This window comes from Benzoatithermus flavus, from assembly GCF_037908215.1.
Lineage (GTDB): Bacteria > Pseudomonadota > Alphaproteobacteria > Geminicoccales > Geminicoccaceae > Benzoatithermus > Benzoatithermus flavus.
Genome location: NZ_JBBLZC010000012.1, coordinates 136,208 through 157,901 on the forward strand (window position 1 = coordinate 136,208; position 21,694 = coordinate 157,901).

Sequence of the window (21,694 nt, forward strand, 5' to 3'; positions counted from 1 at the left end):
TTCAGGTGAAGTAAAGCTGCTCGCCGCAACGCAGGCCCGCCAGCACCGGGGTCTGGACCAATCCCGCCACGTCCTTTCGGGCGCCGAACAGCATATTGTTGAACATCGGGATCACTTCACCGCCGTCCTCGTGCACCATCATCTGGAGGTCGTGGTACATCTGCTTGCGCTTGGCGGTGTCGAGCTCGCCGCGCGCCTGGAGCAGGAGCTGGTCGAATTTGGGTCGCTTCCAGAACGACTCGTTCCAGGCCGCATCCGACTTGTAGGCCACTGAGAGCATGAGATCGGCCGTCGGCCGGCCGCCCCAGTAGGAGGCGCAGAACGGCTTCACCATCCAGACGTTGGACCAGTAGCCGTCGGCGGGCTCGCGCACGAGGTCGAGCGTGATCCCGCACTTCGCGAGATGTTCCTTATAGAGCGTCGCCGCGTCCACGGCCCCCGTGAAGGCTGCATCCGACACGCTGAGCCGGATCGGCCCCGAGACGCCCGCCTTCTTGAAGTGGAACTTCGCCTTGTCCGGGTCGTAGGCGCGCTGCGGGATGTCGGCGGCGTGGAACGGGTCGAAGGACGGCACGGGGTGATCGTTGCCGACCTGGCCGTAGCCGCGCAGGATCTTCTTGACGACGTCTTCGCGATCGATGCCGTACTTCAGCGCCAGGCGCAGGTCGTTGTTCGTGAACGGGTCCGTGTCGCAGCGCATCGGGAAGCAGTAATGCCCGGCACTCGGCATGTTGTAGACCTGCATGCCGGGTGCGCGCTCGAGCAGGCCCACAGTCTTGGGATCGAGCCGGTTGATGAAATGGACCGAGCCGGTCTGGAGCGCGCTCGTGCGCGCGGTGAGATCGTTGAGCGCCAGGGTTTCGATCGAATCGGCCCAGGCGCGGCCCTCCTTCCAGTAGTTGGGGTTGCGCTTCGCGAGCGTGCGCACGCCGGGCTCGAAGGTCTCGACGATGTAGCCGCCCGTGCCCACGGGCTTCGTCCAGTCCGCTCCCTCGGGTACGATCAGGAGGTGATAGTCCGCGAGCACGTAAGGCAGGTCGGCATAGGAGCTGTCCAGCACGAACGTGACCTCGTTGGGCCCCGTCGCCTTCACGTCCTTGATGACGGTGAGATAGCCCGTGGCCCCCGACTTCGAGCCTTCGCCGCGGTGATGATTGATCGAGTAGACCACATCGGCGGCGGTGAGCTCCTTGCCGTTGTGGAAGGTGACACCCTTCCGGAGCTTGAACACCCACCGCGTTGCATCGGCGTTGGGCTCCCAGCTCTCCGCGAGCTCGGGCACCGGCCGGACCTTCTCGTCGAGCTCGACCAGGCAGTTGCCCCACTGGAAGCCCACGATCTGCATGTACCACGCCGTGTAGGTCGCGGGATCCAGGCTGTCCGTAGCGCCGGCGCTGTCGATGCCGAGCTTCAGATGCCCACCCTTCTTGGGCGTGGCCGCCCGCAAGCTTCCCGGCATGCTGCCGGCGAGGCCCGCCCCTAGGAGGAGCGCTCCGGCGCCCTGCACGAACCCACGCCGGTCGGCGGATGGACCACCTTGCTGCCTCATGTCCCTCACCCCCTGCTGATCGCGTTTTTGTTGCGTGGTCGCAGTCTGGCGGACCGCGCGGGAGGGATCAATCGTGCTGTGAGGCTTCGGCGCGCAGCCGGCGACGACCGGATCCCGCCCTGCTTCCGGGACGGCTGGCTCGCCGAGTGCCATGCCGACCGGCTCGAGATCAAGACTGGCGCGACCGGGTCCGGAAGCTCTAGACCTCACGGGCGAGCCCGGGGCAGGCGCTCCGGCTCGTCCGAACGAGGAGAAAGGGGGAGGACATGACAGCAGGTGCAGGCAAGGTGGCGCTGGTCACGGGTGCCGGCAGCGGCATCGGCCGGGCGGTGACGCTGGCGATGATGGCGGAAGGCTATGCGGTGACGCTGGTCGGCCGCCGCAAGGAGCAGCTCGAGGCCACGGCGAAGGCCGGCGAGGCCACAGGAGCGCGCACGCTCGTGGCCCCCGCCGACATCGCCGATCCGGCGCAGGTGCGGGCGGTGTTCGCGAAGGTCGAGGAGACGTTCGGTCGGCTCGACGTGCTGTTCAACAATGCCGGCATCAGCGCTATCTCCGCTCCCGTCGACGAGGTGCCGTTCGAGCAGTGGCAGGCCGTCGTGGACGTCAACCTCACCGGCGCCTTTCTGTGCGCCCAAGAAGCGTTCCGGCTGATGAAGCGCCAGAGCCCGCGCGGCGGGCGGATCATCAACAACGGCTCGATCTCGGCGCACGCGCCGCGGCCGAATTCCGCCCCCTACACCGCGACGAAGCACGCCATCACCGGCCTCACCAAGTCGATCTCGCTCGACGGCCGCAACTTCGACATCGCCTGCGGTCAGATCGACATCGGCAACGCCGCCACCGAGATGACCGCGCGCATGACCGAAGGCGTGCCGCAGGCCGACGGGCGGATCGCACCCGAGCCACGCATGGACGTCGAGCACGTGGCGAAGGCGGTCCTGTTCATGGCGAGCCTGCCGCTCGAATCGAACGTGCAGTTCATGACGGTGATGGCGACGAAGATGCCGTTCATCGGGCGGGGCTGAGAAGCGCAGGGGCGGCACGGAAGCGGAGCGGCTCCCGCCGCCCGATACCGCGCGAGGAGGCGTTCAGCCGCGCCCCAAGCCGTAGAACGCGCCGTTCGGGCGCAGGTCGATGGCGTTGGCGAGGCGATTGGACATGGCGAAGAAGGCCGCGATGGCGGCGATGTCCCAGACATCTTCCCGGCCGAAGCCGTGCGCCTCGAGCGCTCGGACGTCCTCCTCCTCGATCGTGTGGGAATGGAGCGCTACCTTCATCGCGAAATCCAGCATCGCCCGCTGGCGCGGCGTGATGTCGGCCTTGCGGTAGTTGATCGCGATCTGATCGGCGAGGAAAGGATTCTTGGCGCGGATGCGCAGGATCGCGCCGTGGGCCACGACGCAGTACTGGCACTGGTTGGCGCTGCTGGTCGCGACCACGATCATCTCGCGCTCGGCCTTGCTGAGGCCGCCCGGCTTCTCCATGAGCGCGTCGTGATAGGCGAAGAAGGCCCGGAACTCGTCCGGCCGGCGTGCCAGCGCCAGGAACACGTTCGGGACGAAACCCGATTTCTCCTGCACCGCCAGGATGCGCTCGCGGATGTCGCCGGGCAGCTCCGAAAGCGTCGGCACGGGAAAGCGGCTGATCCGGGATGGTTCCATGGGGGTCTCCGAGCGTTCCGGGGTGGAAGCCAGCTTAGCACCCGTATCCGCCGCTGAGGATGGCGCTCGCTGGTTCCGCCGGCCATCGCCGGATCGCTGCCGAGCCGGACGCGGCTTTCTTGCCCGAGCCGTCGGGCTCAGCCATCGGGTCGCCCCTTGAGGCTCAGAATGTAGGCGATCAGGTCCGCCTTGTCCTCGGCGCTCGGCTGCAGGTTCGGCATGTCGCGATGCGGCGTCTGGAAGAAGGCGCGCAGCGCCAGCTCCGTCACGGCGGGATCGTCGGCCACGGCCTGGAAGGTGGGCGCATCGACCGTGGACGGCTCGCGCACGCCGCGGTCGATCTCGTGGCAGGCGATGCACCAGCGCACGGCGATGGCCCGTCCCCGCTCCGGATCGCCCGGCAGGTCCTGTGCCGGGGTCGCTGTCGATCCCAGCATCGCGAGGCCGAGCGCAAGGCCGATGGTCCGGCTCATTCCTCGATCCTCCCCCGCTGCGCCGTTCCCGGCCCTCATCCTAGGCTGCGCATGGGCAGGTGGGAATGACCGAGAGAAGGCGTTCAGCGGACGAGTCGCCAGCCGTCGACGATGCCTTCGCGGCCCTTGAGCCGCAGGCTGGGCAGCGGCTCGAGGCGGGCGAGAAGGCTCGGCTCGAGATGGGATCGTGCAGCCTCGAGCGCGGCGTTCGAGACGATCAGCGCCGTCTCCGCCTGCCGGGTGAGCGCCTCGAGACGGCTCGCCACGTTGACCGTGTCGCCCACCACCGTGAACTGGAACTGGGTGGCGCCACCGATGTCGCCCATCAGTACCGGGCCGTGATGAATGCCGATGGCGGCCGTGAGCCGGACCTCGCCGGCGTCGGCCGCGACCGGCACGGCCAGGGCATCGAGGAGGGCGAAGGCGGCGAGGAGCGCGTCGGCTGCTGCCGTGGGTGCCGGGTCGGGCACGCCGAAACAGGCGAGCGCACCGTCGCCGATGAACTTGTCGACCATGCCGCGATGCGCGAACACCGCCTCCTCCACCTTGGTGTGGAACGCGCGCAGGAGATTCATGGCCGTGGCCGGGCTCATGGCTTCGGCCAGCCGGGTGAAACCCACGAGGTCCACGAACATGACGGCGGCCTCCTGCGTGCGGTCGAGTGCTGCCGGCGCATCGCTCGCCGCAAGGCGCTCCACCACCGGAGGCGCGAAGTAGCGGGCGAGATTCGCCCGTTGCCGTTCCAGGCGGCGCCGGCGTCGACGCTCCTCGGCCAGCCGGATCGCCTCCACACCCGCGCCGGAGGCGAGCGCTGCGGCACTCGGGGTCAGGGCCGCGAGCCACAGCTCGGCACTCACGAACGCGCCCTGGAGTATGACCCACCAGCTCAGGAGCACGAGGAGGATCGCCCCCAGCGAGACCAGGGGCGACCGACGGCCGGCGAGGAAGGCGGCAGCGAGCGAGAGGCCCGCGATGGCGGCCGTGTCGAGGCCGCGGACGGCCTCGGTCCGGAGCAGCGCCCGTCCGTGCAGGATGTCGTCGATGGCGACGGCGAGGAACTCCGCACCCGGCAGGCGCGCCGTGAAGGGCGTGGCGAAGCGGTCGCCGGCACCGGCGGCCGAGGCGCCGAGGACGACGATGCGATCCGCGAGCGCTTCTCGCGCCACCCGTCCTTCCAGGAGGTCGACGAGCGAATAGGTCGGGATCGTACCTTGCGGCCCCAGATGGTCGACGAGATGCCGCCAGCTCTCGTCGAGCGGCAGATGCCATTCGCCGATGCGTACGCCGTGCTCGGCATCGAGCGCCACCTGCTCGCGGCCGAGGCCGAGAAAGGTCCGCACCGCCTCGACCGGCAGCGAGGGGTAGAGCTCGCTGCCATAGGCCACGGCGGGGAGCTCCGCCCTGAGCGAGCCATCGCTGTCGAGCACCAGGCTGACATGGCCGCTCGATGCCGCGGCCACGGCGAGCACCGGTGCCGGCACGAGCAGTCCTGCCGGAGCCAGCGCCGCCGGCTCGTCGCCGCCGGGCCCGATCGTCGTGCGGACGCGATAGGCGGTCGCCTCCATCCAAGGCGGGACAGCGATCAGGTTGGCCTGTCGCGGATCGGTGACGAAGGCATAGGGCATGATCACCCGGCCGGCGGCGGCGATGGCGGCCGCGAGCTCGCGATCGGGGCCGCCGTCGGCGAGCAGCGCCTCGATCCGCCGGCGCACGTCCGCCACCTCCGGCGGCAGAGCCGCGAGCGCCGCCTCGAGCAGCGGCCGCAACGTCGTCGGAAGCGGTTCCTGCGGTTCCGCGAACAAGAGGTCGAGGACGATGACCCGCGCCCCTGCCTCGGCGAGGCGCCGGACGGCGGCGGCGATGGCCCGGCGCGGCGCCGGCCACGCGCCGAGACGCGCCACGCTGGCATCGTCGATCATCACGAGCACGGTCTCGCCGCCGGGAGGAAGCGGCCCGCGCAGCCGGAAACGCCAGTCGAGTGTCTGCAGCTCGAGCGAGCGCAGCACGTCGGTCTCGGCCAGCCGCACCTCGACGACGGTGAGGAGCGCTGCGACGGCCAGGGCCATCAGCAGCCGCTGCTGCCAGGACGGCGGCTCGCGTCGTCGTTCAGAACGAGGTGCGGGCGATGGCATCCTTCCGCCGTGCCTCACCCCAGCGTGCCGCGGGCTTCGGCGGCGCGTCCGGCGCTACGTCGGTGCCTTCGCCGGGGCGGAGCAGGACCACGCCGCCGGCGAGGCCGCGCACCTCGACCTCGCCCGTGATCGCGAGCACGCCGGTACCCCGCTCGTCGGCCTCGACCAGCCATTCGGTGGAGCGCACCGAGGCCAGTGCCGTTCGGGTATCCACCTCGATCCACCGGCTGGGCAGGGAGCGCTCGCCGAACAGGCGCAGGATGCCGTGCAGAAGGCCCAGCGCCACCTGCAGGCGGCCGGCCGAACGGTCGGCGAGGTAAGCGCGCAGGGCGACCTCGCTGCCGCCTCCGATCGCGATGGCGAGCCCGTCGCGGCAGGTGACGAGCAGACGGGTATCCGGTCCGGTGCGGACGATGTCGTCGACGAGGACCGGATCACCCATGGTCAAGGGCTGGATCCTGTCGTGCCGGATAGCCCAGGCATCGCCACGCTGGGCGGTGACCTCGCCGATCGACGCCCCAGCCGCGCCGACACGGATCGCCCCTGTCAGGAGGGCTATGCCGCAACCGATCGCCTGGCGCCGGATCAGCGAGATCATCCTCCTCCTGCCATGCGGGAATCCCGGCCCGGACCGTCTCACCGTCGCACAGCTCGGCCGGAGCGACAAGCCTCCGGCTTTTATTGCGCAACAGAACCGGATGAACGCAACGTCGGGCAGGAGGACGGCCGCTTGCCCATCCGACCAGGGCAGCGTCAGGGGTGAGCCGATGGCCTGCTGGCCTGTCGGTCCGGCGAGGACCGCCAGAATGCGGGCGACGAAGGAGCACCGAGCGACGCCGACGGCAGCCTGAACGCGCAAGCCTTCCTCCAGTCCACCGAAGCGAGGCAAACCCATTTCGTCGGGCCGACCAGGCGAAGGCTTGAGCGGTGCGCCTGCGGCGACCCCGAGCCCGTCGTCCGGACGGCCGACCCGGATCAGATCATCGAGAAGGGCTGGCGCGGCAATGCCAGCAGGCGTTAGAACAGATCCACTAGCCGTTCGGCAGCTTATCGGCCAGGAGCATCGCCACCTGGGTGCGGTTCGAGGCGTTCAGCTTCTGCATGATCCGCCGCACCTCGGCCTTGACGATGCTTTCCGGGATGACGAGCTCGTTGGCGATCGCCTTGTTGGATCGGCCGGTGCGGAGCAGATCCAGGATCGCGAGCTGGCGCGGGCTCAAGGTGGCCAGCACCGCCGGCTCCCCCTGATCAGCCCGCGCGGCTGCGGGGTCGGCTCCGGCCCGGACCACTGTCGCTTCGCTTTCCTGAGCGTGCATGAATGCCTCGGCCGGCGCGAAAGTGCCGCCGGCGGCAACGAGGCGCAGCGCTTTGATCATCACCGCCGGCTCGAGCCGGATCGGGATGTAGCCGCGAATGCCGTTCTCGATCGCCGTCACGATCTCTGCGGCGATCTCGCGCTCGGCGAGCAACGCTATCGGTGTGGTGGGCAGATGCGCCCGGATCGCGGCCACCGCCTCGGTGACGGCGGCATCCGTCACGTGGGCCCCGGCGATGTTGAGGAGGACGAGCATCGGGTCGGCGTCGCGCGTGATGCCGGCGGCGAGCGCAGGATCGGCGAGCGGCAGGACCCGCAGGTCGCGCGCATGGGCCTCGAGGGCGCAGGCGATGCCTTCGCACCGCAGCGGCAGGGGATCGATGAAGAGGATGACCTTTTTCGGCCGGCGTCGCTGGGGCTTGTGCCGCCCGGCGCTCGGTCGCTCGAGGTCGTCAGGCGCGGGCAAGGCGAGCCGGCCTCTTCAGACGGCCATCGACCCGACCGACGGCGGGCGAGCCGGTGGCATCGCGGTGCCGGGCCGCCCTTTCCCGGACGGCGACACCGTCTCGATCCTCGAGACATGGGTGCGAAGGGTCGTTTTCATCATCGTCTTCCGGAATGGTTTGGCAAAGAACCGGACACGGACGAGCCATCGAGGGAAAGCGCACGGCACCCATCACGGCCGCGTCCGGCGCAGGCGCTAGCTCGCTTTGCGGATCGGCGCCACGGCGACGCTGCTGTGCTCATCCGCCACCGTGTCCTGCTCCTCGCCGCTCTCGTGGACGAAGATGCCGAGCTGACGGGCCCGCAGCGCCGCCTCCGTACGATTGCTCGCCTTCAGCCGGCGCATGATGTGCCAGACGTGCACCTTCACGGTGCTTTCCTCGACGTGCAGCTCGCGGGCGATCTCCTTGTTGGCCTTGCCCTGGGCGAGGAGCTCGAGCACGGCGAGCTGTCGCGGCGGCCACTGCTCGCTGTCCCGGCGCGGCTCGGGCTTATGCCCGCTGACGGCCAGGCGGAGCCGCTCGCGGTACACGCGCAGCAGGGCGGAGGCCGGAAAGAACGTGCCGCCGGCGAGCACGATGCCGATCGCCTCGATCGCGACCTCGGGCTCGAAGCTGGTCGGGATGAAACCCCTGGCGCCGTGGCGGAAGGCGACGACGACCTCCTCGATGTCTTCGCGATCCGACATGACGACCAGGGCCGCATCGGGCAGCGCACGGTGCAGCTGCTCGATCTGCCCGCGGTTCTTGGCTGTGTCGATCGAGCAGCCACCGACGTTGAGGAGCACGCAGGCGAGATCGTGCAGGATCGCGGAGCCGCGGGTCAAGAGGTCGGTGGCGCTGTCGAAAGGGAATGCCGGCTCGCGGCCGCGCTGGCGCAGGAAGTCGAGCGTGCTGCTGCGGCGCAGCGACAGGTCGTCGATGACTGCCACGCCGATACGTGGCCCGCTCGACCGAGGGAATGGTGTCGTGACCTCGACGGCCCGGATGTGGAGATGCGGATTCTGTTCATAGGGTGGTAGAAATGTACTCCGAGGGTCATCTTCCATCCGCTTCAACATGCCAATCTTCTCCACAACTGATCGATGCAAGCACGTCGGGACAGGAGCAGACGCCCGTTCCCAAGAGTTTAATCAATCATGACCCGGCCACACAGGTTTTTTTATCAATCCTGGATCGCGCCAGTGAATGTCATCGGCGCGATTCATAAAAATACTTGGTTGCGAGAAAGTCAAGTTCAATGGGCGCCTTTCTCCTCTAAGAGGAACAACAACTTGAATTGATAAGAATTAGCGAGACTATTTTTAGCCGAGAAGTTGATTGGTCGTTCCGGTCGGCTTCTGGCGGTTGGTCGGGATTATTTTCATGTATCCGCCGACGGCGGCGATGCCGATCACGAACGCGGAAAAGGGTGGTGCCGCGAGGATGCGATGAGCCTGGGCTGGTGATCGCAGGGATGGACTTGCACGGAGCACGCTGCCCCGCAGGATCGGGTCCCAAGCCGTGGTGTAGTTTCAGCGGCGCGACCACCGCAATCTCCGGCTTGGCCGGATCTGGTCAGGCGGCCACGGCGGGCAGGCTGACGAGGGCATCATCGCTGAGCGGGGCGAAGCTTTGGACCAGCCGTTCGGCGCTCTTCTCCATCGGCCCGCGAAAGACGATCATGCCGTCGGTCTTCCTCGGTTCTCCGCTAGCACGAGGAAGGCTGCGCCTCGGCCAGGGCTCGGCCAAGTTACGCGTCGGCCCTCCTCGGTGCCAGCCGAAGAAGGGTTTTTCATGTCCACATCTCCCGCGTACGGCCGCCGGGCCGTGGACGGGCTCGCGACGGCCGAGGCGGTCGCAGACGGCCACCCCGACGAGATCTGCGACCAGATCAGCGACGCCGTCGTCGACACCTACGGCGGCTCCGCCCGGCACGGCGGCGGCGCGTTCTCGGGCGAGGACCCGACCAAGGTCGATCGCTCGGCCGCCTGCGGCGCGCGGCAGCTCGCGCAGCATCTCGTCGCCGCGGGCTGGGCCAGGGCGTGCGCGCGGCGGCGCTGCTGCGGCCTGCCTCGATCATCGAGCGGCTGGGGTTGCGCCGACCGATCTACCGCAAGACGGCCACCTTCGGTCCTTTCGGGCGCGCCGACGTGCCCTGGGAGAACGAGGCGCTGGTAGGCTGACCGACCCTCCGGGCACGAAAGGGAGACGCAACATGGACCTCAAGCGACGCGGGTTCCTGACCGGCATGGGCGGCCTGATCACGAGCGCGTTCGTCGGCCGCGCCAAGGCGCACATCCGCGCCCGACGCGGCCCGCTGCTGGTGGCACCGGCGAAGGCCGAGGAGACGCTGTTCGCCTATCCTCCTGCTCGCGACCTGCACTGCGGGCGGTACACGACGTCCTTGCGTGAGGGTATGATCTCTGCTCGGGTCGAGGTGCTCATGGGAAGGCCAGACAGCTTCCAGCGCAGCGGCGACGTGGTCGGCTACGAGTATACCAACCGGCTGATGTCCGGCTGGGGTTGGGACCGCGCCGACCACTACGCCATCTTCCAGGAGGACCGCCTCGTGCGGTGGGGGCGGGCAGGGTCCGCCCAAGCCAGGGATCAATACCGGCACCCTTCATCGTCGTCCCGCTGCAAGAGGCTAACTTGAATGCTGTCGCCGGTAGGGGCATCGGGCCTCGACTAGGAGCGCCCTTAGCTCGGCGGCTACTGCCTGACGCTGTTCGTGCTCGCGGCCGAGGGTTGAGCGATGCGACATTCGTCGGCATGGTAGCCAAATGATAGCTATGCCGCCCGAGCTTGGCGCAGTCGACCCGCTGAGTGCTGGTGCCCGCTGCCGGACTCGAACCGGCACGCCCTTGCGGGCTACGGATTTTAAGTCCGTTGCGTCTACCTGTTCCGCCAAGCGGGCAGCGGCGGCACTCTAGCCGTCATGGCCATCAAGGCAAGCGCGAGGCGTCAGAACAGCTGCAGGACCTCGATGCGACGCTCGCGGGCGAGGGTGAGGAGCTCTTCGGCTGCGGCCCGGATCGCGGTCTCGTCCGTGCCGCGAAAGACGAGGCTCGTGCCGAAGCGCCCCTGCTGCATGAAAGGGTAGCTGCCGATCTCGATCGAGGGATGGCGGCTCTGGATCTCGCCCAGCGGCTTCGCGATCTCGCCTTCGGGACAGAGCACCGTCACCGTGCGCGAGCGCACCGGCGCGCCGCCTTCGAGCCTGGGCTTGAGGCCCGCGAACATCGCCTGGAGAATCGAGGGCACGCCCGGCAGCACGTAGACGTTCTCGATCCGAAAGCCCGGGGCCACGCTCACGGGATTGTCGATGAGCTCGGCGCCTTCCGGCATGTCGGCCATCTTGAGCCGCGCCTCGTTCAGCTTCTCGGGCGGGTAGTAGGCGCGCAGGCGCCGCTCGGCCTCGGGATGGCGACGATGGGCCCGCTGGAACGCCGTCGCGATCGCGGCCGAGGTGATGTCATCGTGGGTGGGGCCGATGCCGCCGGTCGTGAACACGTGGTCGTAGCGCGCGCGACAGGCGTTGACCGCCTCGACGATGGCGTCCTCCTCGTCGGCCACCACCCGTGCCTCCCTGAGCCGCACCCCGATCTCGCCGAGCTCCTGCGCGAGGAAGGCGAGATTCGCATCCTGGGTGCGGCCCGAGAGGATCTCGTTGCCGATGATGATCACCGCCGCCGTGACCGTCCGCCCGCTCATGTCCGCTCCCGCTTCCTGCTCGCACGCACACCGGATCGATACGCCCTCGGCACGAACGGCGCCAGCAGGCTCAGCGGCTCGCCTCGGCACGGCTCAGAAAGCGGCTGTGGATCCAGCCCGTGAGCCCGCTCTGCTCGCGAACCTCGAGCCACCGGCCGAAGCGGCGGCTCGTGGCCTGCACCGCCGCGCCGGGCTCGACGATGGCCAGCACCTTGCCATCGTTGTCGGGTACTGCGCGCAGCTTGACGTGTTCGGTCACGGTGATGCTGCCATCTCCTGCCGGCAGCCCCGGCTCGGGCGAGCGTGGATCCGAGCCGGCGCCGCTTCCCGTTCGGCCCGGGGACGAGAGCGACTCCATTGCTGGCGGAGTCGGTGCGGCCGCCGTCAGCTCGGCCGGCAGAAGACCGGCAGGCTCGCGATCCGAGAGCATGATGGATCGCGAGCCCGCTGTGGCGGGCAGGGACTTGGCGCCGGGGCGGGTCGGATCGGCGGCTCGGCTCAATTGCTCCTTGATCGAGATCAGCGTGTCGCGCAGCGATGCGCGGAACGCCGCCTGCCCGGGTCCGGACGGTGGAAGATCGGCCGGCGACGGCTCGACGGCAGGCAGGTCCGGGGACGAAGCGAGAGCTGCCGACGGGACGGGCGTGCTCTCGGCCTGCTGCCGCTCGAGCGCAGCCGCTGCTCCCTCGAGCGGCACGGCCGATGCAGTGGCGGGCGAGGGCGGCAGGGGCAGGATCATCTCGGCGGCGCGGCGCTCGGGCAGCAGCGTCGAGAAGACCCCGATACCTGCCGCGAGCCCTGCCACGCCTGCGAGAATGCAGCCGAGCATCATGGTCCGCCGCCAGAGCTGCCGCTCCAGCTCCTCGGTTCGGCCCGCCAGCCATCGGACCTCGTCGCGCTGCCATTCCTGCAGCCAGCGTTCCTCGTCTCCGTCGCTCGGGACCGGCACCGCATCGGGCGCGTCGCGGGCGAATGGAAAGCCGCGCGATCGCTCCTCGTCCACCAGGAGAGGCACGTCCGTCACTCACATCAGCTTCGCATCGGCCGCAGGCGGCATCTGCTGGCGGAGCTGCTGCCGGACGAGGCACAGCTTCTGCCGGATCGGGTTCGGATCGTCGCAAACGGGCCCGGTCTTCGGGAGGGCGGAGATCAGAAAGTCCTCGGGGCCCGTGAGTCCGGCCTCGGCGCATGCCGAGCGCTGCCAGCTCACCGGATGGGCGTCGAGGTCGACCTCCTGCCATTTCGGGTGGCCGCGTCCGGCGCCACGCAGCCAGTCCAGGTTGCTCGCGATCATCCGGGCCACCTTGCCGACCGTGGCGCAGGCCATCCGGTGGTAGGACGTGGGCCGGGCGTAGTCGTAGGTCATGAGGACCGCCCGGACCGCCACGGTCGGCACCTCGGCTTTCTGCCAGGGATAGGTCCCGGCCGGGATCGTCGCGGGCTGGTAGAGGTGCCGCACCTCCGGGTCCGTGATCGGAACCAGATGGAAGCCATCCGCTTCCGTGACATCGCTCGCGAACAGCTTGGCCGGCCGTCCGGCGACGTAGAACATCGCATCGATCCGACCCTCGCGCATGGCGGTGAGCGCCTCGTCCGTGTCGATCCGGACCTCGTCCTCCGCATCCACGCCGGCCGATGCCAGCATGAGCGTCGCGGTGAGCAGGGTGCCGCTGTCGGGAGCGCCCACCGCGACCCGCTTGCCGGTGAGGTCCGCGAGCCGATCGATGCCGGGACGGGCGAGAAGATGCACCTCCTCGGTATAGAGCGGGAAGACCATCCGCATGGCGGCGGCGGTCCGCTTCAGGTCCTTGTCGTCGGCGAAGGTGGCGATGAAGTCGAGCACGTCCGACTGGACGATCGCGAACGGCGTGCTGGGGCGCTTCAGGACGGCCTCGACGTTCTCGAGCGAGCCTGCCGAGGGCTGGACGGCGAGCTTGAGGCCGAAATGCTCCGCTACCCGGGCGATGTCCTGACCGAAGCGGATATAGGTCCCGGTCGGCTTGCCGGTCATGATGGCCGCTTCGGCGGCCAGAACGGGTCCGGCGCCGAGGCTCAGCAGAAACGCGAGAGTCAGCACGAGCTGCCGCATGAGGTCGCCCTCCCACCCCTGGATTCTTCCGTTCTCGTGGCCCGTTTCGTATGCCTCCGTCCGGCCGTCGGGCCGACCGGAACGGTGACCGTGGAGTTTACAACTTATCGGACCGCACGGAAGGGCCAATTTCCCTAGGACGCGAACGATCGTTGGGGGAGCAGTCCTACATCGGGTCCGTCCGGGCAGGGGGTGTACCGGCCTCATCACAGCGGATCGGCTCGCGAGGCCCGGCAAAGGGTCGATGGCTCGATGGATGGGGGTAGGAAGGCCAGGAGAAAGGCATGGCGGGCAACGAGGACTATTTCTGGTGCTCACCGTGCACAACGCCTCCTGCGCATGGCCGTCGATCTGGCCGTCGCGAACGTCCGGGATCATGGCGGGCGGCCATTCGGGGCGGTCGTCGTGAGGGACGGGCGGATCATCGCCATCGGTGTGAACGGAACGAGACCCACGCGACGCAGGACCCGGCTCGATGGCTGCGTGATCCATGCCAGCGGCTGCCCTGCCCGATGTGCCTCGCCGCCAATGTACCTCGCCGGGGTGAGCGAGGCGTGGTTCGTCTGTGCCAGCGAGGATGCCGAGCGCTTCGGCCCGCCGGCGGCGGCAGTCTGTGCCGGGCTCGCCAAGCCGCTCGCGGAGTAGGCGATGCGCATCCGCTACCTGCCGGTGGATCGGCCACGGCCGATCCGTACGAGGCGTGGCGGGAGCGCAAGGGCTCTCGGACCCGTCGGAGTCCCTGCGCCGAGACGGTCGGTGTCGGCGGGGGCCTGGCCGGGCCGAAATGCCGGGCGGTCCTTGTCCCGGCACCTCGGTCCGGGCTCGGTCCTCAGCGGTGATGACGACCGTCGTCCTTCCCGCCGCGGCCTTTGCCGCCTTTTCTGCCCTTGCCGCCGCGATCATCGTGCTTGGCATCGTCGGCGCCCTGGCGGGCGAGAACGATGATGCCGTCGGCGGTCCGGACGGCCTTGCCGATCTGCGCCACGATGGTGGCGTGGGCCGGGGGCACGGACAGGAAGGTGGCCGTGGCGAGAACGACGCCCATGGCGATGAGCGCTGCCTCGAGATTGATGGTTGACATGATCCTCGTCCTCCCGTGACGTGCGATGTGGTACAACGATGTGGCCGCGAGCTTGCAGGGACCGTGCCACGGGCGGGGAACGGCGACGATGCCGGAGATCGGGCGGGCCGGACCTGGCTCCGGAGGAGGGTGCGATATGGCCTGGGGCATCTCACCCTCGTCGCCGCGTGATTTCACCCGGTCGACGACCGCCCTGGGAGGAGGCTGCAGTAGCTGCTGGCCGTGGGACCGGCGAGCGTGCGTGATGGTCCCGGTCTCGACGGTTCTCGTTCGGATGCGGTCGGCTCGTGCCGGTCGGGGGAGCGTGCGTGAGGTCTCGCTGGCTGGCGGCGGTGGCCGCCTTCGCATGGATCGTGCTCGTCGCGGTGCCGGTGCCGGCCGCCGATGCGGCGCCCACCGCCCGGCGTCAGGTCGGTGCCACGGACGGCCTGTGGTACTGGCAGCTGCCGGACACGCCGAACGGGCTCGTGCCGGTTCAGGCCTGGTCGGGAGCGGGGAGCGCGCCGGATGGCGCCATCTATGTCGCCGGCATGGACCACGTGACCAACGCGGCCCTCTACCGGCTGGGTCCGGAGGGCGGCTCGGCCGGGGCGCCCGGGCTCACGCTCGCCTATGTCGGCGACGCCCGGGCGGCCTCGCAGGCGGTCGGCAATCTGCGACCGGGCGAGGGGATCGAGAAGTTCCACACCCACCCGACCTGGCTGGATGGCCGGGTCTACCTGCCGAACCTCAACCACTCGACGCTCGATGCGGGCTATCTCGAGAAGCGCGGCTTTCACTGGTATGCCTACGACGAGAGCGACCGGCGGCTGCTCGATCTGAGCGCGGATCGGCCGGGCGGCGCGGCCGTGGCTCATGGCGGGCTCGTCAGCATCGCGGTCGACCGGGGGCGCGGCGTCATCTACGGCGCCATGGTACCGACCGGCGACATCTACGCCTACGACGTCCGCCGCAACACGACGCGGCGGCTCGGACGGCCGGACTACCGACGGCCTTACGTCTATGCCGGGCGGGCAATGTGGACCGATGCGCGGGGCCGGCTCTACTTCACGGCCGGCGCTGCCCAACCCTGGAACGGCGCTCCCTACGATCCGGCGATCTTCGACCACGTCCACGCCTATGATCCGGCAGCGGGTCGGTTCGTCGAGCTCACGGATTGGCGGCTGCACGAGCAGCGCGCCATCGACACGGCGCAGTGCTTCCCGGTCGCGGGCGAATGCTACCTCGCCGACGGGGTGGGCCGGATCTACCGCTTCCTCGAGCGCGATCCCGAGACCGGCCGGCCCGGCTGGCAGGAGCTCGGCAAGATCTGGGACCGGCCGGCCGACAAGGTCGAGGCCACCTGGGTGCTCCAGGTCAACCGCGCCCGCACCAAGGCCTATCTCATGAACAAGTCGGGGGCTGTGGTCGAGTTCGACCTCGGCCAGGGGCGGGTGACGCGCCGGGCGAACCTGTTCCGGCTGGAGCCGCGCTTCGCCAATATGTGGCTCTACGGCTACGATGCCTGGGACGCGCACGGGCGGTTCTATTTCGCGGCTTTCGGCAAGCCCGCGGCACCGACCCGGGTGAGCCTGGTCGCGATCGACCCGGAGCGCTTCTTCCGCGCGGCGGCTCGACGCTAGCGCGGCCTCCTGCACGGCTGCCGACCCGACCCGGCGTGTTCGCCGGGAAGTCTGGCGCGGACGAAGCTTCGATCCCATATGGGCGGTTGTTCGGATACGGGCCGGTGATGGTGGCCGATCGGTTGCAGCTGCGCGTAGGATGTCGGCCGTATCCGCCCGTCGCACCCGAAACGGTGCGCTGTCTGCTGGATCGGGTGGCCGGCGCGACCTGTCGTCGCGCGAGCTTACCCGGGAGGTCGCCTGAAGGCGCGCGTGGTTGCGCCCGTCGTCACCGGCCGGATTGGGGAAACGAGAAGGGCACATGCGCGCGGCAGCACGTGAAGGCGGTTGTCTCGCCTTCTGGGCGTCGCTACCATGCCCGCTCAGAGTTGTGTGGGAACCGAGCGTCGATGTCGAAATCCAACGGCGATTCCAAGAACACCCTGTACTGCTCTTTCTGCGGGAAGAGCCAGCACGAGGTCAGGAAGCTGATCGCCGGGCCGACCGTGTTCATCTGCGACGAGTGCGTCGAGCTCTGCATGGATATCATCCGTGAGGAGAACAAGAGCGCCGTCGCCAAGAGCCGCGCCGGTGTCCCGACTCCTGCGGAGATCAAGTCGGTCCTGGACGATTACGTGATCGGCCAGGACCATGCCAAGCGCGTGCTCTCGGTCGCCGTCCACAATCACTACAAGCGGCTCGCTCACGGCGGGAAGGGCGGCGATGTCGAGCTTGCGAAGTCGAACATCCTGCTGATCGGGCCCACGGGCTGCGGCAAGACGCTCCTCGCCCAGACCCTCGCCCGCACCCTCGACGTGCCGTTCACCATGGCGGACGCCACGACGCTCACCGAGGCCGGCTATGTCGGCGAGGACGTCGAGAACATCATCCTGAAGCTGCTCCAGGCTGCCGACTACAACGTCGAGCGGGCGCAGCGCGGCATCGTCTACATCGACGAGGTCGACAAGATCAGCAGGAAGTCCGAGAACCCGTCGATCACGCGCGACGTCTCGGGCGAGGGTGTGCAGCAGGCGCTCTTGAAGATCATCGAGGGCACGGTGGCCTCCGTGCCGCCGCAGGGCGGCAGGAAGCATCCGCAGCAGGAGTTCCTGCAGGTCGACACGACCAACATCCTCTTCATCTGCGGCGGCGCCTTCGCCGGGCTCGAGAAGATCATCGCCCAGCGCGGTCGCCAGCGCTCGATGGGCTTCGGCGCGGAAGTGGCCGGCCCCGACGATCGCAAGACCGGCGAGCTCCTGAAGGAGGTTGAGCCCGACGATCTCCTGAAGTTCGGACTCATTCCCGAGTTCATCGGCCGTCTGCCGGTGATCGCGACCCTGCACGACCTCGACGTGAACGCCCTGGTCAAGATTCTGAAGGAGCCCAAGAACGCCCTGGTCAAGCAGTATCAGAAGCTGTTCGACATGGAGGGCGTCAAGCTCGCCTTCACCGAGGACGCGCTCAGAGGGATCGCCGAGAAGGCGATCAAGCGCAAGACCGGAGCGCGGGGCCTGCGCTCGATCATGGAGAGCATCCTGCTCGACACCATGTTCGAGCTGCCGTCGCTCAACGGGGTCACCGAGTGCGTGATCAACAAGGAGGTGGCGGAAGGCCGGGCGGCGCCGCTCAAGATCTATGCCGACCGCAAGGGGGACGCGGCTTCCTGAGCCGGCCGGAGGCCTCACGGGAAAGGGAGAGATGGTGGCCGTGAAGAGCCGGGCTGTCGCGCTTGAAACCCGGCAGCGTACAGGCCACCTGATGGGGCAAGTATCCGTGGTCCGTGGGGATGTCCCGCACAGCCCCACGGCGTAGCGAGGTTAAATGAGCGATTTCCCGCAGAGCACCGTCTTTCCCGTCCTGCCGCTCCGGGACATCGTCGTCTTTCCGCACATGATCGTGCCCCTCTTCGTCGGGCGTGAAAAATCGATCCACGCTCTCGAGGAGGTGATGAAGGACGACAAGCAGATCCTGCTCGTGGCGCAGAAGAACGCGAGCCAGGACGATCCCGGCCGTGACGACATCTACCGGGTGGGCACGGTCTCGAGCGTTCTCCAGCTCCTGAAGCTGCCCGACGGCACCGTCAAGGTGCTGGTCGAGGGCAACGCGCGTGCCCGCATCAAGGGCTTCGTCGACAACCCGCGCTTCTTTCAGGTCCAGGCCGAGATCCTGCCCGAGACCGAGGGCGAGGCGCGCGAGACCGAGGCCCTGGTCCGCGCCGTGGTGGGCCAGTTCGAGCAGTACGTGAAGCTCAACAAGAAAGTTCCGCCCGAAGTCCTGGTCTCGCTCTCGCAGATCGACGACCCGGCGAAGCTGGCCGATACGGTCGCGGCCCATCTCTCCTTGAAGATCGCCGACAAGCAGGAGCTGCTCGAGACCGGCAGCCTGGCCGAGCGCCTCGAGAAGCTCTACGGCTTCATGGAGGGCGAGATCTCGGTCCTTCAGGTCGAGAAGCGCATCAGGAGCCGCGTGAAGCGTCAGATGGAGAAGACGCAACGCGAATACTACCTGAACGAGCAGATGAAGGCCATCCAGAAGGAGCTCGGCGAGCTCGAGGATGGCAAGGACGAGGCGTCCGAACTCGAAGCGCGGATCAAGAAGACCAAGCTCTCGAAGGAGGCGCGCGAGAAAGCCAAGGCCGAGCTCAAGAAGCTCCGAACCATGAGCCCGATGTCGGCCGAGGCCACGGTCGTGCGCAACTATCTCGACTGGCTCTTGAGCCTGCCGTGGAAGAAGCGGACGAAGGTCAGCAAGGACATCAAGCTCGCCCAGGCGATCCTCGATGCCGACCATTACGGCCTCGAGAAGGTCAAGGAGCGGATCATCGAGTATCTCGCCGTGCAGCAGCGCGTCGAGAAGATGAAGGGGCCGATCCTGTGCCTCGTCGGCCCTCCGGGTGTGGGCAAGACCTCGCTCGGCAAGTCGCTTGCGAAGGCCACGGGTAGGAACTTCATCCGCTTCTCGCTCGGCGGCGTGCGTGACGAGGCCGAGATCCGCGGCCACCGGCGGACCTATATCGGCTCGATGCCGGGCAAGATCATCCAGTCCATGAAGAAGGCGAAGTCGTCGAACCCGCTCTTCATGCTGGACGAGATCGACAAGATGGGCCAGGACTTTCGGGGCGATCCGTCCTCGGCTCTGCTCGAGGTCCTCGATCCCGAGCAGAACCAGAACTTCAACGACCACTATCTCGAGGTCGATTACGACCTCAGCGACGTGATGTTCGTCTGCACGGCCAACACGCTGCGCATGCCGCAGCCTCTGCTCGACCGTATGGAGATCATCCGGCTCGCGGGCTACACGGAGGACGAGAAGGTCGAGATCGCCAAGCGGCACCTGATCCCGAAGCAGAGGAAGGAGCACGGGCTGAAAGAGGCCGAGTGGACGATCGAGGACACGGCGCTGATCGACCTGATCCGTTACTACACGCGCGAGGCCGGTGTGCGCTCGCTCGAGCGCGAGATCGCGAACCTCGCGCGGAAGGCGGTGAAGGAGATCGTCTCCGGCGAGAAGAAGACGGTCACGATCACGCGCGAGAACCTCGACCAGTATGCCGGCGTGCGCAAGTACCGCTTCGGCGAGGCCGAGCTCGAGGACCAGGTCGGTGTGGTCACCGGCCTTGCCTGGACCGAGGTCGGTGGCGAGCTACTCTCGATCGAGGCTGTCACCGTGCCCGGCAAGGGCAAGATGACGATCACCGGCAAGCTCGGCGACGTGATGCAGGAGTCGGTCCAGGCCGCGAGGTCCTATGTGCGCAGCCGGGCGCTGATGCTGGGCATCAAGCCCGAGACCTTCGACAAGCTGGACATCCACATCCACGTGCCGGAAGGCGCCACGCCCAAGGACGGGCCGTCGGCGGGCATCGCCATGGCGACCTCGATCGTCTCGGTGCTGACCAAGATCCCGGTCAAGGCCTCGGTGGCCATGACGGGCGAGGTCACGCTGCGCGGCCGGGTGCTGCCGATCGGCGGGCTCAAGGAGAAGCTGCTCGCGGCTCTGCGGGGCGGTCTCAAGACCGTGATCATTCCCAAGGAGAACGAGAAGGATCTCGCCGACATCCCGGAGAACGTGAAGCAGGGTCTCGAGATCATCCCGGTTACCAACGTGGACGAGGTCCTGAAGATCGCCCTCGACCGGATGCCGGAGCCGCTGTCCGAGGTGGACGAGGACCAGGCCGCTGCCGTGGTCACCCAGCCGCCCGCGACCGCACCCGCGCCCGCGCCGCTGAACTGACGTTCGGCAAAGGATAGTCGCGACGAGGCCCGCCGGAGCGCTCCGGCGGGCCTTTTCGTTGGCGATGGTCCAGTCGCGTGTTCGGCATGTCGCCGACGGGCACGCGGTCCGGGAGGGCCTGTCCGCAAAGCCGGATACCTCCAGAACCCCCTGGTCCTGATGCCGTTCGGCTGCTTCACTGACGCGGACTGGCGTGGGGGATGGCGATGGTGCGGCAGCCTGGGTTCTTCGATGTGGCGGCGCGGCTGCGGGCATTGTCGGCCAAGGGCGATGACCTCGAGCGGATCGCCGCGCTGGTCGATTTTTCCATGTTCCGCGCCGGGTTGGAGAAGGCCGTGCCGCGCGCCGACGGCACGAAGGGCGGCCGGCCCGCCTTCGATCGCGTGCTGATGGTCAAGATCCTGCTGCTGCAGGCGATGCACGGGCTGTCGGACGAGCGCTGCGAGTACCTCATCAAGGACCGCCTGTCGCTCATGCGCGTCCTCGGCCGCGGGCGGGCCGACCCGGTGCCGGATGCCAACACCATCTGGACCTTTCGCGAGGCGCTGGAGCGCGCCGGCGCGGTGGAGCGGCTGTCGGCGCTCTTCGATGCCGCGCTGCGCGCCGCCGGCTACCTGGCGATGGGCGGGCGGATCGTGGACGCGACCCTCGTCGCCGCACCGAAGCAGCGCAACACCGCGGCCGAGCGGGCGGTGATCAAGGCCGGGCAGATCCCCAAGGGCTGGGCGGACAAGCCCGCGAAGCTGCGCCAGAAGGACCGCGACGCGCGCTGGACGGTGAAGTTCTCCAAGGCCAGGCCGCGCGAGGATGGCGCACCGCAGGTCGATCGCGCGGTGCCGGCCTTCGGCTACAAGAACCCCATCTCCATCGATCGCCGGCACGGGCTGATCCGCGGCTGGACCGCGAGCCATGCCGCCGCCCATGACGGGGCGCGGCTGGCGGCGGTGGTCGATGCCGACAACACCGCCGCCGATGTCTGGGCCGACACCGCCTATCGCTCGGCGAAGAACGAGGCGTGGCTGGCCGAGCGCGGCCTGGTCTCGCGCATCCACCGCAAGAAGCCGCCGGGGCGGCCGATGGCGGCACGGACGCACCGGGCCAATGCGCGCAAGTCGGCCGTGCGCTCGGCCGTCGAACACGTCTTTGCCCGACAGAAGGGGCCGATGGCGCTGGTCGGGCGCACCATCGGCATCGCCAGGGCGCGGGTGAAGATCGGCCTCGCCAACCTCGCCTACAACATGGCGCGGTTCGTCCGGCTGAGCGGCAAGGCCGCGCCCGCCTAGGGGACTCCTCGAAAAACCACTGGCGTCGGCGCGGTTTGGGGTGATTCGCTGCCGTCCGCGGCGAAGGGGGGTGGCGAT

General features: G+C 68.5%; 18 protein-coding genes, 1 tRNA gene and 2 pseudogenes. 9 read left to right on the forward strand and 12 right to left on the reverse strand.

From position 1 onward, the window contains the following. Window position 1 precedes the first annotated feature (1 nt). Window positions 2–1,549: an ABC transporter substrate-binding protein gene (locus U1T56_RS13505; RefSeq protein ID WP_418160010.1), complete on the reverse strand. Its 1,548-nt coding sequence runs from the start codon at window positions 1,547–1,549 to the stop codon at window positions 2–4. A 266-nt stretch (window positions 1,550–1,815) separates the two neighbouring features. On the opposite strand from U1T56_RS13505, the gene U1T56_RS13510 reads away from it, so the two are divergent. Further along, on the forward strand, window positions 1,816–2,577 hold the full coding sequence (locus U1T56_RS13510; RefSeq protein ID WP_418160011.1) for an SDR family oxidoreductase: 762 nt from the start codon (window positions 1,816–1,818) through the stop codon (window positions 2,575–2,577). 63 nt (window positions 2,578–2,640) lie between these two features. On the opposite strand, the gene U1T56_RS13515 is transcribed toward U1T56_RS13510, so the two are convergent. The 6 genes from U1T56_RS13515 to U1T56_RS13540 form a co-directional block, all read right to left on the reverse strand. After that, window positions 2,641–3,213, reverse strand: a complete 573-nt coding sequence (locus tag U1T56_RS13515) for a peroxidase-related enzyme (protein ID WP_418160012.1) — start codon at window positions 3,211–3,213, stop codon at window positions 2,641–2,643. Window positions 3,214–3,350: 137 nt separating this feature from the next. Beyond that, a complete protein-coding gene (locus tag U1T56_RS13520; RefSeq protein ID WP_418160013.1) occupies window positions 3,351–3,686 on the reverse strand; it encodes a c-type cytochrome in 336 nt (111 codons plus the stop codon). A gap of 83 nt (window positions 3,687–3,769) precedes the next feature. Further along, entirely contained in the window at window positions 3,770–5,752 is a 1,983-nt protein-coding gene (locus tag U1T56_RS13525; RefSeq protein WP_418160014.1) for a CHASE2 domain-containing protein, read from the reverse strand. Between the two features lie 40 nt (window positions 5,753–5,792). After that, the gene (locus U1T56_RS13530; RefSeq protein ID WP_418160015.1) at window positions 5,793–6,416 is read right to left on the reverse strand and encodes a FecR family protein; all 624 of its coding nucleotides are present in this window, start codon (window positions 6,414–6,416) and stop codon (window positions 5,793–5,795) included. 433 nt (window positions 6,417–6,849) lie between these two features. Further along, window positions 6,850–7,599, reverse strand: coding sequence for a response regulator transcription factor (locus U1T56_RS13535; protein ID WP_418160016.1), 750 nt, complete (start codon window positions 7,597–7,599; stop codon window positions 6,850–6,852). A gap of 234 nt (window positions 7,600–7,833) precedes the next feature. Beyond that, window positions 7,834–8,568 carry a LuxR C-terminal-related transcriptional regulator gene (locus tag U1T56_RS13540; RefSeq protein ID WP_418160017.1) on the reverse strand — a complete coding sequence of 245 codons (735 nt, stop codon included), beginning with the start codon at window positions 8,566–8,568 and terminating at the stop codon, window positions 7,834–7,836. 844 nt (window positions 8,569–9,412) lie between these two features. Between U1T56_RS13540 and U1T56_RS13545 the strand changes: the two are divergent. The 3 genes and pseudogenes from U1T56_RS13545 to U1T56_RS13555 form a co-directional block, all read left to right on the forward strand. Continuing rightward, a pseudogene (locus U1T56_RS13545) lies at window positions 9,413–9,499 on the forward strand (hypothetical protein); the annotation flags it as partial. 21 nt (window positions 9,500–9,520) lie between these two features. Beyond that, window positions 9,521–9,801: pseudogene (locus U1T56_RS13550) on the forward strand (methionine adenosyltransferase domain-containing protein); the annotation flags it as partial. Window positions 9,802–9,833: 32 nt separating this feature from the next. Then, a complete protein-coding gene (locus tag U1T56_RS13555) occupies window positions 9,834–10,274 on the forward strand; it encodes a hypothetical protein (RefSeq protein WP_418160018.1) in 441 nt (146 codons plus the stop codon). Window positions 10,275–10,448: 174 nt separating this feature from the next. Here the strand turns inward: U1T56_RS13555 and U1T56_RS13560 are convergent. The 4 genes from U1T56_RS13560 to U1T56_RS13575 all read right to left on the reverse strand — a co-directional run bounded on the left by U1T56_RS13560 (window position 10,449) and on the right by U1T56_RS13575 (window position 13,421). Further along, a tRNA-Leu gene (locus U1T56_RS13560) sits at window positions 10,449–10,535 on the reverse strand. Between the two features lie 47 nt (window positions 10,536–10,582). Beyond that, window positions 10,583–11,332, reverse strand: coding sequence for a competence/damage-inducible protein A (locus U1T56_RS13565; RefSeq protein ID WP_418160019.1), 750 nt, complete (start codon window positions 11,330–11,332; stop codon window positions 10,583–10,585). 70 nt (window positions 11,333–11,402) lie between these two features. After that, entirely contained in the window at window positions 11,403–12,356 is a 954-nt protein-coding gene (locus U1T56_RS13570) for an SH3 domain-containing protein (RefSeq protein ID WP_418160020.1), read from the reverse strand. Continuing rightward, complete coding sequence (locus U1T56_RS13575; RefSeq protein WP_418160021.1) at window positions 12,357–13,421, reverse strand: TAXI family TRAP transporter solute-binding subunit; 1,065 nt, start codon at window positions 13,419–13,421, stop codon at window positions 12,357–12,359. Window positions 13,422–13,760: 339 nt separating this feature from the next. Between U1T56_RS13575 and U1T56_RS13580 the strand changes: the two genes are divergently transcribed. Beyond that, the gene (locus U1T56_RS13580) at window positions 13,761–14,066 is read left to right on the forward strand and encodes a tRNA-specific adenosine deaminase (protein WP_418160022.1); all 306 of its coding nucleotides are present in this window, start codon (window positions 13,761–13,763) and stop codon (window positions 14,064–14,066) included. A 184-nt stretch (window positions 14,067–14,250) separates the two neighbouring features. On the opposite strand, the gene U1T56_RS13585 is transcribed toward U1T56_RS13580, so the two are convergent. Then, window positions 14,251–14,502 carry a hypothetical protein gene (locus U1T56_RS13585; RefSeq protein ID WP_418160023.1) on the reverse strand — a complete coding sequence of 84 codons (252 nt, stop codon included), beginning with the start codon at window positions 14,500–14,502 and terminating at the stop codon, window positions 14,251–14,253. A 308-nt stretch (window positions 14,503–14,810) separates the two neighbouring features. On the opposite strand from U1T56_RS13585, the gene U1T56_RS13590 reads away from it, so the two are divergent. The 4 genes from U1T56_RS13590 to U1T56_RS13605 all read left to right on the forward strand — a co-directional run bounded on the left by U1T56_RS13590 (window position 14,811) and on the right by U1T56_RS13605 (window position 21,616). Then, window positions 14,811–16,124 carry a hypothetical protein gene (locus U1T56_RS13590; protein ID WP_418160024.1) on the forward strand — a complete coding sequence of 438 codons (1,314 nt, stop codon included), beginning with the start codon at window positions 14,811–14,813 and terminating at the stop codon, window positions 16,122–16,124. A 389-nt stretch (window positions 16,125–16,513) separates the two neighbouring features. Beyond that, window positions 16,514–17,770, forward strand: a complete 1,257-nt coding sequence (gene clpX, locus U1T56_RS13595; protein WP_418160025.1) for an ATP-dependent Clp protease ATP-binding subunit ClpX — start codon at window positions 16,514–16,516, stop codon at window positions 17,768–17,770. Between the two features lie 154 nt (window positions 17,771–17,924). After that, window positions 17,925–20,333, forward strand: a complete 2,409-nt coding sequence (gene lon, locus U1T56_RS13600; RefSeq protein ID WP_418160026.1) for an endopeptidase La — start codon at window positions 17,925–17,927, stop codon at window positions 20,331–20,333. A 206-nt stretch (window positions 20,334–20,539) separates the two neighbouring features. Beyond that, window positions 20,540–21,616 carry an IS5 family transposase gene (locus U1T56_RS13605; protein ID WP_418160027.1) on the forward strand — a complete coding sequence of 359 codons (1,077 nt, stop codon included), beginning with the start codon at window positions 20,540–20,542 and terminating at the stop codon, window positions 21,614–21,616. Window positions 21,617–21,694 lie beyond the last annotated feature (78 nt).

What these genes read in the sequence shown, in the direction of transcription:
- U1T56_RS13605 (WP_418160027.1), top strand. Translation starts at nt 20,540, where the DNA reads ATGGTGCGGCAGCCTGGGTTCTTCGATGTGGCGGCGCGGCTGCGGGCA.
- U1T56_RS13515 (WP_418160012.1), bottom strand. Translation starts at nt 3,213, where the DNA reads ATGGAACCATCCCGGATCAGCCGCTTTCCCGTGCCGACGCTTTCGGAG.
- U1T56_RS13525 (WP_418160014.1), bottom strand. Translation starts at nt 5,752, where the DNA reads ATGGCCCTGGCCGTCGCAGCGCTCCTCACCGTCGTCGAGGTGCGGCTG.
- U1T56_RS13530 (WP_418160015.1), bottom strand. Translation starts at nt 6,416, where the DNA reads ATGATCTCGCTGATCCGGCGCCAGGCGATCGGTTGCGGCATAGCCCTC.
- U1T56_RS13580 (WP_418160022.1), top strand. Translation starts at nt 13,761, where the DNA reads ATGGCCGTCGATCTGGCCGTCGCGAACGTCCGGGATCATGGCGGGCGG.
- U1T56_RS13565 (WP_418160019.1), bottom strand. Translation starts at nt 11,332, where the DNA reads ATGAGCGGGCGGACGGTCACGGCGGCGGTGATCATCATCGGCAACGAG.
- U1T56_RS13575 (WP_418160021.1), bottom strand. Translation starts at nt 13,421, where the DNA reads ATGCGGCAGCTCGTGCTGACTCTCGCGTTTCTGCTGAGCCTCGGCGCC.
- U1T56_RS13585 (WP_418160023.1), bottom strand. Translation starts at nt 14,502, where the DNA reads ATGTCAACCATCAATCTCGAGGCAGCGCTCATCGCCATGGGCGTCGTT.
- U1T56_RS13520 (WP_418160013.1), bottom strand. Translation starts at nt 3,686, where the DNA reads ATGAGCCGGACCATCGGCCTTGCGCTCGGCCTCGCGATGCTGGGATCG.
- U1T56_RS13510 (WP_418160011.1), top strand. Translation starts at nt 1,816, where the DNA reads ATGACAGCAGGTGCAGGCAAGGTGGCGCTGGTCACGGGTGCCGGCAGC.
- U1T56_RS13555 (WP_418160018.1), top strand. Translation starts at nt 9,834, where the DNA reads ATGGACCTCAAGCGACGCGGGTTCCTGACCGGCATGGGCGGCCTGATC.
- U1T56_RS13505 (WP_418160010.1), bottom strand. Translation starts at nt 1,549, where the DNA reads ATGAGGCAGCAAGGTGGTCCATCCGCCGACCGGCGTGGGTTCGTGCAG.
- lon (WP_418160026.1), top strand. Translation starts at nt 17,925, where the DNA reads ATGAGCGATTTCCCGCAGAGCACCGTCTTTCCCGTCCTGCCGCTCCGG.
- clpX (WP_418160025.1), top strand. Translation starts at nt 16,514, where the DNA reads ATGTCGAAATCCAACGGCGATTCCAAGAACACCCTGTACTGCTCTTTC.